Below are 13,611 nucleotides of genomic sequence, written 5' to 3'. Positions count from 1 at the left end.
ACACCTCAAATATAGCTGATAAAAGCATACGGTTTTGCTCTTCCAAAGTGTCAAAATTTTACCATTGGTACTTGGTACGCCAAAAACCCTGCAACACTGTATAAAAAAATCCGTCTTTTGGGTATGACCAAAAAAATTGATGAAATGAAAAAATTGCTTTTTGTATTTCTTGTCGTGTTCCTAAGCTTTGGATGTAAAGTAGTATCCCAAACCGCGCAACTCAAGGAAGTAGGCTCCCGGGGCCGGTACACCACCCTAGGGCCCTTTGCCAGCTTTGACCCCGACCATAAATCCGTTGAGATCTGGACACCCAAAGGAAAGAAGGCGCCCATTGTAGTCTACGCGCATGGCGGTGCGGGTTATCGCGACGATGATCGTGCCCGGGTGGAAATGTTCCGCCGCAACGGCTTTGCCACCCTTTCCTTTGATGCCTACGAGATGAACGGGTTGGATTGGGAGTTTGTGACCCGCAGGGTGACCAACAACGGGAAGCAGAACCTTATCTGGAACGTTTTTAAGGGCGCGGTGGCCTATGCGGCCAGCAATGATCGATGGGACGATCGAAATATCTTTTTTTATGGTGGCTCCAATGGGGGGCGCACCATATTATACGCTGGGAGCAAACTAGCGGAGTATCCCATAAGGGGCATAATCTCTGAAGCTCCGGCAGCTACCGGATATGAGCTTGGCGACCTCCGTATTCCCACCATCGTCCCCTTTGGCAAGCTGGACACCTGGGCCGGAAAATCGGACACCGATTATGTATGGACAAGGACCTATCCCTCCTCCCCCATATCCTTGGAAACCTGGCTAAACGCCCAAAAGGAAAAAGGGCACCCGATCCAATTTATCTTTTATGAAAACGCCGGGCATTTGTTATTTGAGGGGCCGTTGGAAAAAGTGACGGTAAAGCGGGGCGATAAGATTGCCTTTACGGCCTATCAAGGCGCGAGTGAGGAAGCGCTTAAACAATACGAAGAGGACGTGATCGCTTTTGTAAAGCGTCATTTGACCAACTAATGTCTCCACGTCCGCCCATTAAAAAATATGTAATCCCTTGTTTGCTCCCATTGCCGTTAAAATTTAGCGTGTCCTTTTTTACTCCATAGGTAATTTAAATCATCTTTTTTCAGGATAAAATAAACCGTTACAATCGAAATAAGTGGTGCGGGGAATCCAGAGCCAACACCGAGTGGTGAAATGGCCAGAAAAAAGATGATGGCACCCATACAAGCAAGACGTACCCACCTACCACTGAGCATCATACCTAAGGCTATCAACGCCTGTCCAAAGGAAATAGCCGTGACCATCAAGGTAACATTTTCCTTGAACCAACCTTTTATGAACGCTTTGTATAGGTGGAAAGGCGTAAAAGTGGCATACTCCAAATAAACTCCTGGACTGCCATGGGATGTGGTGTAGTTGATCCAACACGCCCAGGAAAATAACAGCACAAATAAGAAGCGTGCTAATTTAGGTTTTCGAATGGATGCCACTAGAAATAAAAGGGCAATACTATTGGATATTATCCATGGTGTAAAATATTCCTTTAAAAGTTCCATCTGGTCTCTTAGTTCTAATTAGGCGCAGCAATTCAGTTGGAGCTAACGGTTGGTATAAAAGCACTATACTTTTAAACCATTACTAAGTTACTGAATTGCTAAAGAGTTTCCAGAACCTCTCCACCACTATTGCTTTTATACACTATTGTGAAACGTAGTGACATTACTGAATAGCTTCTCCAAGAATAAAGATCAGCTTGCTCAGTGATTCATCTCGTTTGGGAAATAATTTCAGCATCCGTTCATCGGTTACCATTTGTTGCATACCTTCTTTTGAATCGAAATAAAAACGATGGATCTCACTGGGTTGTGCCAGTTCTCCTTTCGTTTCAATAGGGAAGAGGAATCTTTCAAAGTGGGTGCCAAATTCAGGAATTATAGCACATGCCTCATCGTGATATTCAGCAAACTGGTCTTCGTACTTTTTACCTGCTTTAAAATAGACCAAAGCCACACCATACGTTTTGTTATTGTCCCCTATTTCCCGTGTAAATTCAAAGGCTGTTTTATTAGTGACAAAACCATACATTTTTTCTACGGACGGAGCTACGACCTCTGCTTTAAGTGCTAGAAATTCTGGGTCCTTGTTAAACGCTTCCAATGCTTCCATGTTTGGATATACGGCAAAATGGATTTCATCAGGAAGTTCCAGATCTCCTTGTGCTACTGTTGTAGGTTTTATTACCCTTTCAATCCGGGCTCCATATTTTTCTAGCAATACATTGCCCCTTGATCTTAGTTTTTCAAATTTATTTTCTTGTCCATCTTTCAGGTAGAATAGTGCCACGTTAATTATTTCTTGATTATTCATCTTTTGCTTTGTATTGGATTCTACTTTTTCTTCATTTGTTGAACATGAGGTTAGTAGTGCTACCATTACACCCATTACCAATGATTTCATGGTTATTATAGATTTTGATTGATATATGTTTCCATTTCCTGTAAGCCCGTGTTCCAAAGGTTTTTGAATGCTTCTTTTGCTATTTCACCGTTTTCGGGTGTCGCTTTAAAGGAAGCAGACCAATCCACGATGCTCTTTCCATTACCGTCATTTCGAACGGTCATTGTTTCTACGATATCTTCAACGGGTAACATGGTTTGTTGCGGGATGGCAAAACGAAAGGTTTTGGTTTCATGGTTTACCTCCAAAATGTCCTCAACCAGATCGGTACCATCTATTGTTTGACAAAAACGTTTACCATTTGCTACGCTACAAGTTTTAATTAGCGAACTAAACCATCTGTCCACTCCTCCAATTGCACCGATTACTTCCCATGCTTTATCAGGGGTAACATCTAAATTTTTTGAGATTTTTTCTTCGATTGTCTTCATGAGTTTTAAGTTTTAATGATGAAGACAAATGTGCTAAACTTAGAAAATAGTTATTTGCCCAGCTAGTTCAATGATTTGCCAAAATGGTTCAGCTTGTAGATTGTTGGGGGAAGACCCTTTTTTTGTTTGAAGATTCTTGAAAAATGAGCTACACTCGAAAAACCGCACTCGTAAGCTATTTCAGTTGCTCTCAAGTCGGTTTTAGCCAATAATTCAAGTGCCATTTCAATTTTTTTATTGCGAAAGTAGGTAGCTGGTGATTGTCCGTATGCTTTTTGGAATTCACGCTTAAATGTAGAGCGGCTCATTGCTGCAAGACTCGCCAATTTTGCAATGGTAACTGATGAATATACGTGCGCATCAACAATATCCCTCAGTGTATAGGAGTTGGGCTGAAAAAGGTTGGACAATATTGTTTTAATCTCAGGCGCATTTTTCGTTTTACTGAGCAATAATATAATTTCTTTCAGCTTCAAAACCAGAATTTCTTCGTCAACAACCTCTGGGTTTTCAAAATAAAATAACAAGGAATCAATGTATTTGGCAATGAGTTGATCTTGATGGAGCTTAGCCATACCAATTACTCCTGCAGCATCCTGCTTTTTAAGAAACTCAGGTAATTTATTTTCATAGATTTTCAATAACACCTCAGGAAAAAAATGCACCGCCACGGCTTGGTATTTATTAGTATCTGGAGTTGGAACCATGTCCGACCAATAATTTCCACATTTCATCAATACCGCCTCTTTGGCATTAATCCTAAGCTGTTCATTTTCTGAGGTAGAATCATAGGTACCCTCCATTACATAAAGAAAACAGGCTTCATCAGGCATGGGATTCGGTTTTTTAAATGGGGGCTTGAGAACAATTGTTTCAAATAACAGCTTCCCAAATAGGTCCATTCTTTTGTGCTCGAGTATCATTCTTTATATTTCACAACAATTGGCTAAAGGACATATATCCTTTATCTGTACTGTATCAATAGCTCCAATATAATGTAAAATATCTGTTTAAAATTCTTCCCCAGTTGATTCAGGAATCCATGTCGGACCAGTAAAGGATATTAACCATGTATTACGGCAGTTAAGCAGTAGACCAAGCCACCTTGCCATCCTGATCGTACCAGGTTTCCGTAAGCTCCCCATCCTTTATCTCCAGGATGGCAAAGCCGTTTTTGACCCGTAGTTCGTTACGGGGCACAGGCTTTTCCAGGGGCGTGTTGGCGTAATAGTCCACATGAGGCGCATTTACCAACCATTGTGCATGGCCAAAGGGTATGCCGCCATGCCCCAGGCATCGGGCCTTTGTGGCACCGCTTGGCGCAGAATCGGAATAGACCACCGCGTTGTGGATATGCCCCCAGTACCAGACCTCCGGATGTTTTCCGTTTAAGGAATGGGTAACCACATCGGTCCACAGGGTATTGGTCTGTCTTCCCTGTACGTCCATGGGGTTGTGATGGGTAAGTACAATTACCTTCTTGTCTTTGGACTGCTTGGCGATAAATCCGTCCGGGCCGGGCTGATAGGGATCATTGATCGCACCATCCATGTACATGCTGGTGGCGTTGTAGGCCGAGTCCAGCCCCAATACCACCCAATCGCCATAAGTGATGGAAAAATAGGTAGTACCCTGCTGCTTTTCAAAAATTGGGGAGGCAAGGGCGGTATGGTACAGGCCCTTGGCCCCGTCGTACATCTCGTGATTGGAATTCAGGGTAAAGTTCCCCAAGGCAGCGGACTCCCAGCAATCCAATAAATTCCATTGCTCCTCATAGCCCAGGCCCGCGTAATACACATCGCCCAGATGGATCATAATATCCGGTTTGGCCTTGGTAATCTGTTGCATGACCAGCTGTGAGGGGCTATGTGGTAAATTCCCGTCCTTGTACTTTCCGCTGCCCCAATCGCCGAACAAGGCTATTTTTAATGAAGGTTGGCTATCCGGATCTATGTTCAAGGTAGCCGGATTGTGCGCCAAAGGCCGAGGCGGATTTATATTTAACGCTACCAGAAGATAGCCGATCAGCGCCAAGGACCATCCTGGATCCATTACGGCGCAGGTAGCTGTGGAGACCAGCGAGCCATCACCGAGCAGCACCCCTTTCCCTTGCCAGATCTCCCACCAACGGGACCATTCCTTGTCATTGATATCTGATGTGGGCATCCCGGCTTTCCTCAGTTTTTCGCGGAGCGATTCGGAAATGAGATCGCTGTTGTTGAGGAAGTACAGGGCCCAGCCAAATTCAATATCCCCTTTGGCATCCGGACCCGGTGGCGTGGGGGTATTCATCAGCTGAATGAGCTGGTCTTCTGAGGCCTTGAGCATGCTCCAAATGTGGAGCTCTATTTGTGCTCCGCTTTGCAGGGCATCGTACACTAGTTGTTGCTTCTCCTGAAGTGCTTGTTGGAATGGCTGTGACATTTGAATTTAGGATTTAGGTGTAAAGATGTTGTTCCACTATTGGAATGGTGGGGGAAGTACCTAAATATACGGATAAATATGAAGAAATATGTATTTTCTTACAAATAATAAGGGCAAGGATACTGTTGCGTTGTTATTCTGTTAAACGTTGGTATTAAAGAACCGGACTCCTGCTTTTATAAAGGGTTTTGTTGTGCTCGGTATTTTAATTTTCTATTCAGGCAAATAATCCCCAATCAAATTCCAGTCCATTGCGTTTCCCCAACCGTGTCCATGGTCGCTAATATTTATCCTCTTATGCCCTTCGGATACCCGGTATTTGCCATAGGTCAACAAAGCTAAGATCTTTCCTGGCCTAAGATGTTGACTTGCCCAACTTAAAGGCGAATCTCCATTGGCATCTTTTGCCTGTTTATCAGCTCCGTTCTCAATCAAGAAGGAAATGGTTTGTTCGTCGGCATAAGCAGCAGCTCTGTGAAGTGGTGTTTCCCCTTTTGTACGCACATCCCGCATGAACGCCCCTGTTTGCATGCCTGGAATGGTCTTTGCATTAAGGTTTGCCCCTTTTTCAACCAATAATCTAACCACATAAAAATAATAGGGTCTACCCGCTTTGGCCAATGAATTATGAAGCGGGGTTTCATTTGTTTTGTCGACCTGGCAATTCACATTCGCTCCTTGATTGATTAGAAAATCGCAAACTTTCCAATGTCCAAAAAATGCAGCATTTCCCAGTTCGTCATCAATATTTATACTCTCCAAAGTTCCCCCATTCTCGACTACCGCTCTCAATCCGGTTACATCATTATAGTAGACCAGCCATTGAAGCGGTTTTACCTCCCCTTTTTTGAGCATCTCCATCCACTTCGGTATTTTCATTAATTCAACAATGTAATCCGTTCTTCCGCGACCAATCAGTTCTAGTATTTTTGAAGGTTCCATTTTTTGCTTTTTTATCGTTGAACACTAGTGGCACATACAATCCATGATCACATACCCATCCTGCGAACAATATAAATCTACCATTTTTTCAATCATTATTTGGTGTCCCCAAAGAAGGCCGGTTTATGGGACCGATAAAGAAAAAAGCAAGATTTCTTCCCTGGGCTTTCTGTTCCTGATCTTTTTTATGGGACACGGTATGTCTTTGGTAGTGAAATTCACAACCCTCTCCCCCTACATTGCACTACGGAGGGCAGGTTCCTATTTGGTGTTCCGTGACTTCAGTGTGGAAGGGCGAAACCCGGAAAGCTATCTCTTAAAAAGGCCAAAAACTCCTTGCTTAACATCTTCTTTCCTTCGTTTTTTCAGGCCTTTTTATCTAAAATGACCCGCATAAATTCCTCTTTATAGGCCCTGCCAATGGGCAGTTTGGTGCCTCCGAAAAGGTAAACTTGGTTGCCCACAATTTTTTCAATGCGCTTTTCATTGAGGATATGCGACTTATGGATGCGATGAAACTGCTTGCTTGGCAACGTCTCCGACCAGAAGCGGAGTGGCTCCTGCGATAGGTGTTTTTTGTCCTCGGTCACGATTTCGGTATAATCGGAATCTGCCGTTATGTGCTGTATATCGTCAAGGTTGATTTTAATATGCTCATAACCGGACTTGATGTAGATTTCCTTTTTTGATGGCACCGAATCTCCCCCATGTTTATCTTGCGGCCCATTTTTTTTTCTTTCCGATACCTTGGCGATAGCCTTAACAAACCGCTGAAAGGAAAAAGGTTTTAACAAATAATCGACGACGTTGAATTCATAACTTTCCAAAGCGTAATCCGAGAAGGCCGTAGTTAGGATGACACTGGGCGGATTAGGCATAGTTTTTAAAAAATCGATCCCAGAAAGTACAGGTAAGTGGATGTCAAGAAAAAGCAGGTCGACGGATTCGGTCTTAAGGTATTCCATGGCCTGTAATGCATCAGAAAAAATGCCTTTTAGTTCTAAAGAACCCGTATCTTCAATATATTTCTTGAGGATACGCTGGGCGGGAGGCTGGTCTTCAACAATGATACAGTTCATGAGCCGTTCATTTTACGTAATGCTATCGATAAGTTGACCTTGTAACTGTTCTCATCTTCCTGTATTTGGAGATGGTGTCTGTTTGGATAAAGGAGTTGCAAACGCTTTTGTACGTTTTTGAGCCCGATTCCAGCGTCCACCGTGTCAAGCCCCTGAGTAGGTTCATAGTTATTGGCACAATCAAAATGCAATGTATCGTTCTTCATGTGAAGCTTAATGTCGATCTTGATATTCTCGGTCTGTCCTGCTTGGCTGTGCTTAAAAGCATTTTCTATAAAGACGATCAATATCAGCGGGGCGATCTTGTATCCTGCTTCAATATCATGCGCATCAAAATGAACCTTGCCCCTATTTTCAATTTGTAATTTGCTCAACTTTATAAAGTTATGCAATTGCTCAATTTCTTTTTGAAGTGGCACAAACTTTTCTTTGCACTCATAGAGCATATACCGCAACAGTCCGCTGAGCTCTAAAATAATTTCGGGGGTTTTGGGCGAGCTATCAAGCGCGTATGAATACAGATTATTGAGATTGTTGAACAAAAAGTGTGGATTGATCTGTGACCTCAAAAATTGAAGCTCACTTTCTTTAACCGTACTTTTCAAGACTTCTATCTGTTCTTGTTTTTGCAGGGCATCCCATCCAAACTTGAACCCCGAAAGAATGGTAATCACGGGAAGCACCCCCAAGAGGGAGAAAATTACACCCGGAAATGACTTGGCCCTTCTGGTGCCCGCAAAGAAAATTTGCTCAAGCAACAGTTCTTCCAATAAAATGACCACGGCAACGACCAAGAATACAAAGCCAAAAAATTGCCAATATTTCCTTCTGTACAGAAAACTTGGCATCAGCCAATACCCTATAATGGCCGACGCAATGACATAGGTACTGAAGAAGGCCAATTGATGCGCACGAAATCCCGGATTCTCCCTGTCAAATGAATAGAACAGGAATACCAGGATAAGAAGCACCACTTGAAAGGCAAGTTCTCTTTTAGATATTGACATGGTTAAGGTATACTGCGCTAAAGGTACCCCCACAAGGTAGCAAAAGAAAATAAATGTCGTCAACGACCGCTTTTGGGCCTTAAACGACAATTCCCAGTGTGGTGGTAGAAATCCTTGTTGATTGGAGTGAAAGCTATGTCGTTCACGGGAAATAATTTCAATTCCCTTCCTTTTATCGGAGATTTGGATTAAAATTAAAGGAATATGGGATTGGTTATGAAATACGTGTTACTACTGTTTCTATTTCTTTTTGGGACCCTAGGCTATGCACAACAGAAGCGCACCACATTTACAGGTAAGGTGGTGGAAAAATCTTCCGGCCAACCCATAGCCTACGCAACCGTCTTGGTCGCCGACAATGAGACCAAACAAGCCATTGATGGAACCACCACTTTGGAGGATGGCACTTTTTCGTTGGAAACCAATGCAAGCAACTATTATATCGAAATCAGTTTTATCGGTTTTAAAAAGAAGGTTTTGCAAGCACCGACTACGGAACGCCCAAAAATCGATTTGGGCACCATTGAAATTTCGGAAGATGCCCAGCAACTTGAAGAGGTAGTGGTGGAAGGTGAAATTTCACAGACCGTCTTCAAACTAGACAAGCGGGTATTCAATGTAGGCAAGGATTTGAGTACTACAGGTGCCAGTGCCCTTGAGGTATTGAACAATGTTCCGTCGGTCAACGTGAATATCGAGGGGCAAATCAGTCTTAGGGGCAGCCAAGGGGTACAAGTCTTGATCAATGGAAAACCGTCCATATTGACCAGTGATGAGAACAATGCACTTGGCACTATTACCGCTGATATGATCGACAGGGTCGAGGTAATTACCAATCCTTCCGCAAAGTATGATGCAGAGGGCACTTCGGGCATCATCAACATTGTCATAAAGAAGGAGGAGCAAAAAGGGCTCAATGGTTCCATTTCGGTGAATACCGGTGCCCCCAATAACCACAGCATAGGGGTAAGTCTTAACCGAAGGACCGAAAAATTCAACCTGTTTGCCCAGCTGGGAGCGGGCTATCGCGAATTGCCCAATGAGATTACCGTACGAAATACCGATCTGACCACAGGCAATACGATTCTATCCGAAGGCGAAGAATTCAGGAACGAAGAATTTTATAACTTCATTCTGGGAACGGACTATTATTTTAGTCCGACGAGCGTACTTACGCTTTCGGGGAATTTTGCTTTGGAGATTGAAGACCAGCCATCGACCACCAATTTTGCTGCCTTGGACGGGACGGGAAACGAAACTTCAGCCTGGGAACGCACCGAGGTTACCGAAGCTCGAAACCCTAAATTCCAATACGAATTGCAGTATAAAAAAGATTTTGAAGATGATGAAGACCATGACCTACTGTTCAGTGCACTGGGCAATTTCTTCGGAAAGGACCAAAGCTCTGAATTCTTGGATACCACAATTTCAGGGGAAGATCGTGATGCCGAACAGAACACCCGCACCGATTTCAAAGAATCTGTTTTTACCTTCAAACTGGATTATACCAAACCTTTTTCGGATGAATTTTCCGTTGAAACCGGGGCACAGTACATTCTCAATGATGTGAGCAATGATTTTGAGGTGCAAAATCTTGAAAATGGGGAGTTTGTCACGGACCCAGGGCTAACCAACATCTTTGAATTTGACCAGAACGTATTGGGTGTTTATGGAACTGCAGCCTACGAAGGTGAAAAATGGGGTTTGAAAGCGGGCATGCGATTGGAAAATACCGAGGTTGGGACTTTATTGGTAAATACGAATGAGGCAAATGATCAAAACTATACCAATCTTTTTCCCAGTGCCCACACATCGTACAAATTTTCTGAAAAGGTTTCCATGCAGGCAGGTTATTCGCGGAGAATTTACCGTCCAAGACTTTGGGACTTGAATCCATTCTTTAACATCCGAAACAATTTCAACATCAGACAGGGCAATCCTAATCTACTTCCTGAGTTTACCGATTCTTATGAGGTCACAGGTATTTTCTTTGTGGGCAAGACACCGTTAAACCTGGGTGTCTATCACCGATATACCACTGATATCATTGAACGAATTTCGTTTTTTGAAGATAATGTGAACATCACCCGACCAGAAAATATTGGAACAAATAATGCTTGGGGGGTAGAATTCAATACGAAGTACAGTCCGGCCAATTGGCTGACCTTTAACGTTGATTTCAATTACAACACCTTTTCCCGTCAGGGTAGTTTTGAAGATACCGTTTTCGATTTCAGCGCCAATCGGTGGTCATCAAAACTGCTGACCAAAATTAAAATACCTTGGGACATTGATTTTGAGACTACCGGAAACTACCGCTCAGCTTACCAAACTGTACAAGGTGAGATAAATGATGTGGTCTTTTTGGATTTGGGGCTGAGAAAGAAGATACTTAAAGGTAAGGCAGTACTCAACTTAAGTGTCCGGGATGCCTTTGCATCCCGAATTCGGGAAAACCAAATCGTACAGAACGATTTTGAAGTGTTCAACCGAAGCTTTCGTGCCCGTTTTGTATCCTTTGGTTTCAGCTATGGGTTCGGTAAAGGTGAAGCCATGCAGTATTCCGGAGGAAGGAGAAGGTGAAAATTGGAGAACTTCTATAGCGTTTCTTCCCATATCGTATTTACTGAACCATCGGCATATATTTCTCCCTATTTTCATAAATTACCCAAAGGTTAATTGCAAAAAGTGCAGCAGCTACCGGCAAACCTGAGGTATCTGTGATGGTATGGGTCAACATTATTCCAACCATAATTGGAAACATCATAACGGCTCCTAGCGCACGGTATTTAGGGATTATAAAAAGCAATCCTGCTACAACCTCAACTCCACCAACCAAGGGTAGTAACCAACCAATTTCTGTCAATGCCGCTATTAGTCGTGCTAAGCTCTCAGGCATATCTTCAGGCATGGGCATGAAGTTTAGGAATTTATTCAATCCAGAATTGATGAACATTAAGCCAAATAATACACTTAAAACGAATAGGATTTTCTTTTTCATGGTTTTAGTTTTTAAAGTTGATCCTTAATTAGCCCATAAGGTATAAAATAATGTTCGTTCCATGGTTGAGAGAATGTGCCCTAAGGGTCACTGTTGTCCATCAGTTTTTAATTGCGTATACCCTATTGTCGGCAGGTTTTTTCTTTTTTAATGACTTAATTGCTACCTGTTCGTGATATCAAAAAGACCGGAAAAAGGATTTTTCTATGCGGATTACTTGCTACCCTCGACCAAAAAATTCTTTAGATCGAATAGCAGTGGGCCAGCAGTATTGGCGTTTGTAAATACGATATACCCTGTTCTTAAATCATCGTACATCTCAAACATACAACGAAAATCCCCATTATTTCCCCCGTGTCCAAATACCAATCCAAAAGGAGAGTCGCGTAATGCAACGCCTAGCCCGTATCCAGACTTATAACCATTCATCCAGTTCTCTTGGCCTTCCAAAGTATGGAAACGAAACATTTTTTCGGCCTGTTCTTCTGTCAATCCTTCTCGATTTAACAATGCGAGAGCAAAGGGTATAAAATCCTTTGCCTCTGTATGCATACTAAATGCCATACCAGGGCCATCGGGACAATCAAACATATTCGGAATTCCATCAAAGTGGCCAGCTACTTTAAGATTTGGGAGTTTGTCGTTGCACATAAAATAGGTGTTGGTCATCCCTAGAGGCTTTAGGACTTCTTTTTCCAGATGGGATTGAATGATTTGTGGCCATTCATTAGAGCTACCTCCTGCAAGTACCCTTTTTAGGTATTCAAAACCTTCACCGGAATATCCATAAGTAGTTCCCGGTTTGTTGATTATTCTGGTTCCCCAGTTCGGCAGCCCGCTCACATGTGTCAGTACATGTCTACCAGTCATTAGCGCATATTCAGGATATTCTTCCAATTCAGGAAATGCTAAGGTTTCATATAATGGTTTGTCAAGGTCAAATTCCGTACGCTGAACCAGGAGATTCATCAGGTAGGCAAATATCAATTTGGTAATGGAAGCTGCTTCAAAAACGGCCTCATCCCTAAGCGGTTTTTTGGTTATATTGTTCTCTACGCCATAACTACGGTGATACACCAGGGCACCATCCTTGACTATGGCAAGCGATACGGCAGGGATATTATAATGCTCCCTGTACCTGTCTACAAATTGGTCCAATTCCTTAATGGATGTAGAAGTAAATGGCGAGTGCAATATCCCCTTCCCAGGAATCAGTTTTGGTTTGGGAACCAGGGCGATCGTAATGGTATCTACTAGCAGTGCTTGGTTTTTGGATACTGTAATATCGGAAACACGACCACTATGCTTTACTAAATCGATATCAAACCATTTGTTCATTTGCCAACTGGGGGGTATGGTCATTGCATAGGAGCCAGCGGGTAACTTTAAGTCATACTGACCCAATGAATCGACGCTCACATCAAAAAATACGTCAGGTCTTTCCGTATTACTAAACTTAACCGTTCCTGGCCATTGGTCTCCGGCTTCGCCTTCCCATTTCAATGCTCCCTGCACCATCCCGCTAGCATCATTGGCTTCCGACAGTACCAGATCACCAATCAAATTAGAGTTCATGAACTTATTTCCTTCAGTTGGGCCCCAAGTGATCATGACATGTTCTTCATCAGTGTCTTTATCAAAGACTGCATAGTCGAACCCGATTACTCTACCGGCGCTTAACGTACCTGAGACCTGAATTTTCCATTCGTACGTAATTAGATTATTTTTCTTTGCGATAGCCAATTGAACTTGTTCAAAGTTGGCATTTTTAACCTGCGGATAAAAGTGAAGCCCTTCCTGTTCCACTATTTTTCGGTGGTGTTCGTCTATTTCATAGGCAATTACTCCTGACCCTTCAGGGCTATGTCTCGGGTCAAGATACAAGACTTGAAAATCATGGCTAGCGAAGTGGCTATTGTCAGGGGTTTTTACGTAATCATTGTCCACCATGGTTACAGCAATGTACAAATGACCCGATTGCGCATGGTAACCTCCCCGCCAGAATGCCAAAGCATCCTCCGGCCCCTCGATGCCGTTTCCATAATGGATATGTTGCATCGCGTTGCGATGAATTTCTGTGGGCCAGTCATCGAGATTACCGTCTATGGTTATATTTGAAATGGGGTAAATATAGGCGATCGAGCCGTTGTTGGCTTTCAACGCATTGCTCAATAATAACAGCCATAAGAGTAAATAAAGGGGTAGGTATTTCGTTGTCATCATCTTTAAAGCGTTTAGGTTACGCTTTAAAGATTCGATTGCTA

12 protein-coding genes are annotated in these 13,611 nt (G+C 42.9%); 2 read left to right on the top strand and 10 right to left on the bottom strand.

Annotated elements, in window-relative coordinates:
* Window positions 1–144: 144 nt before the first annotated feature.
* Window positions 145–1,020 carry an alpha/beta hydrolase family protein gene (locus ACRD67_RS08420; RefSeq protein ID WP_430966687.1) on the top strand — a complete coding sequence of 292 codons (876 nt, stop codon included), beginning with the start codon at window positions 145–147 and terminating at the stop codon, window positions 1,018–1,020.
* Window positions 1,021–1,076: 56 nt separating this feature from the next.
* Here ACRD67_RS08420 and ACRD67_RS08415 read toward each other — a convergent pair whose 3' ends face one another.
* The 8 genes from ACRD67_RS08415 to ACRD67_RS08380 form a co-directional block, all read right to left on the bottom strand.
* Window positions 1,077–1,562: a hypothetical protein gene (locus ACRD67_RS08415; RefSeq protein ID WP_430966686.1), complete on the bottom strand. Its 486-nt coding sequence runs from the start codon at window positions 1,560–1,562 to the stop codon at window positions 1,077–1,079.
* A gap of 163 nt (window positions 1,563–1,725) precedes the next feature.
* A complete protein-coding gene (locus tag ACRD67_RS08410) occupies window positions 1,726–2,463 on the bottom strand; it encodes a hypothetical protein (RefSeq protein WP_430966685.1) in 738 nt (245 codons plus the stop codon).
* Window positions 2,464–2,468: 5 nt separating this feature from the next.
* Entirely contained in the window at window positions 2,469–2,894 is a 426-nt protein-coding gene (locus ACRD67_RS08405) for an SRPBCC family protein (RefSeq protein WP_430966684.1), read from the bottom strand.
* A 62-nt stretch (window positions 2,895–2,956) separates the two neighbouring features.
* A complete protein-coding gene (locus ACRD67_RS08400; RefSeq protein ID WP_430966683.1) occupies window positions 2,957–3,727 on the bottom strand; it encodes a helix-turn-helix domain-containing protein in 771 nt (256 codons plus the stop codon).
* A gap of 250 nt (window positions 3,728–3,977) precedes the next feature.
* Window positions 3,978–5,318 (bottom strand): metallophosphoesterase family protein, encoded by a 1,341-nt coding sequence (locus ACRD67_RS08395; protein ID WP_430966682.1) that lies wholly within the window; start codon window positions 5,316–5,318, stop codon window positions 3,978–3,980.
* A gap of 213 nt (window positions 5,319–5,531) precedes the next feature.
* Window positions 5,532–6,260, bottom strand: a complete 729-nt coding sequence (locus ACRD67_RS08390; RefSeq protein ID WP_430966681.1) for an ankyrin repeat domain-containing protein — start codon at window positions 6,258–6,260, stop codon at window positions 5,532–5,534.
* Between the two features lie 365 nt (window positions 6,261–6,625).
* Window positions 6,626–7,339, bottom strand: coding sequence for a LytR/AlgR family response regulator transcription factor (locus ACRD67_RS08385; protein WP_430966680.1), 714 nt, complete (start codon window positions 7,337–7,339; stop codon window positions 6,626–6,628).
* On the bottom strand, window positions 7,336–8,346 hold the full coding sequence (locus ACRD67_RS08380; RefSeq protein WP_430966679.1) for a sensor histidine kinase: 1,011 nt from the start codon (window positions 8,344–8,346) through the stop codon (window positions 7,336–7,338). Before ACRD67_RS08380 ends, ACRD67_RS08385 begins: the two co-directional genes overlap by 4 nt.
* Window positions 8,347–8,562: 216 nt before the next feature.
* Between ACRD67_RS08380 and ACRD67_RS08375 the strand changes: the two genes are divergently transcribed.
* Window positions 8,563–10,929 (top strand): TonB-dependent receptor, encoded by a 2,367-nt coding sequence (locus ACRD67_RS08375; protein WP_430966678.1) that lies wholly within the window; start codon window positions 8,563–8,565, stop codon window positions 10,927–10,929.
* A 40-nt stretch (window positions 10,930–10,969) separates the two neighbouring features.
* Here the strand turns inward: ACRD67_RS08375 and ACRD67_RS08370 are convergent, their stop codons facing one another.
* Together ACRD67_RS08370 and ACRD67_RS08365 are read right to left on the bottom strand one after the other, a co-directional pair.
* Entirely contained in the window at window positions 10,970–11,347 is a 378-nt protein-coding gene (locus ACRD67_RS08370; protein ID WP_430966677.1) for a DoxX family protein, read from the bottom strand.
* Between the two features lie 213 nt (window positions 11,348–11,560).
* Window positions 11,561–13,570, bottom strand: a complete 2,010-nt coding sequence (locus tag ACRD67_RS08365) for a serine hydrolase (protein ID WP_430966676.1) — start codon at window positions 13,568–13,570, stop codon at window positions 11,561–11,563.
* Window positions 13,571–13,611: the final 41 nt, after the last annotated feature.

Origin of the sequence: Eudoraea algarum (assembly GCF_050589645.1) — a bacterium.
GTDB lineage: Bacteria > Bacteroidota > Bacteroidia > Flavobacteriales > Flavobacteriaceae > JBNGOQ01.
This window is presented reverse-complemented; position numbering and strand designations above follow the sequence as displayed.

What these genes read in the sequence shown, in the direction of transcription:
- ACRD67_RS08375 (WP_430966678.1), top strand. Translation starts at nt 8,563, where the DNA reads ATGAAATACGTGTTACTACTGTTTCTATTTCTTTTTGGGACCCTAGGC.
- ACRD67_RS08380 (WP_430966679.1), bottom strand. Translation starts at nt 8,346, where the DNA reads ATGTCAATATCTAAAAGAGAACTTGCCTTTCAAGTGGTGCTTCTTATC.
- ACRD67_RS08390 (WP_430966681.1), bottom strand. Translation starts at nt 6,260, where the DNA reads ATGGAACCTTCAAAAATACTAGAACTGATTGGTCGCGGAAGAACGGAT.
- ACRD67_RS08410 (WP_430966685.1), bottom strand. Translation starts at nt 2,463, where the DNA reads ATGAAATCATTGGTAATGGGTGTAATGGTAGCACTACTAACCTCATGT.
- ACRD67_RS08405 (WP_430966684.1), bottom strand. Translation starts at nt 2,894, where the DNA reads ATGAAGACAATCGAAGAAAAAATCTCAAAAAATTTAGATGTTACCCCT.
- ACRD67_RS08370 (WP_430966677.1), bottom strand. Translation starts at nt 11,347, where the DNA reads ATGAAAAAGAAAATCCTATTCGTTTTAAGTGTATTATTTGGCTTAATG.
- ACRD67_RS08420 (WP_430966687.1), top strand. Translation starts at nt 145, where the DNA reads ATGAAAAAATTGCTTTTTGTATTTCTTGTCGTGTTCCTAAGCTTTGGA.
- ACRD67_RS08395 (WP_430966682.1), bottom strand. Translation starts at nt 5,318, where the DNA reads ATGTCACAGCCATTCCAACAAGCACTTCAGGAGAAGCAACAACTAGTG.
- ACRD67_RS08365 (WP_430966676.1), bottom strand. Translation starts at nt 13,570, where the DNA reads ATGATGACAACGAAATACCTACCCCTTTATTTACTCTTATGGCTGTTA.
- ACRD67_RS08400 (WP_430966683.1), bottom strand. Translation starts at nt 3,727, where the DNA reads ATGCCTGATGAAGCCTGTTTTCTTTATGTAATGGAGGGTACCTATGAT.
- ACRD67_RS08385 (WP_430966680.1), bottom strand. Translation starts at nt 7,339, where the DNA reads ATGAACTGTATCATTGTTGAAGACCAGCCTCCCGCCCAGCGTATCCTC.
- ACRD67_RS08415 (WP_430966686.1), bottom strand. Translation starts at nt 1,562, where the DNA reads ATGGAACTTTTAAAGGAATATTTTACACCATGGATAATATCCAATAGT.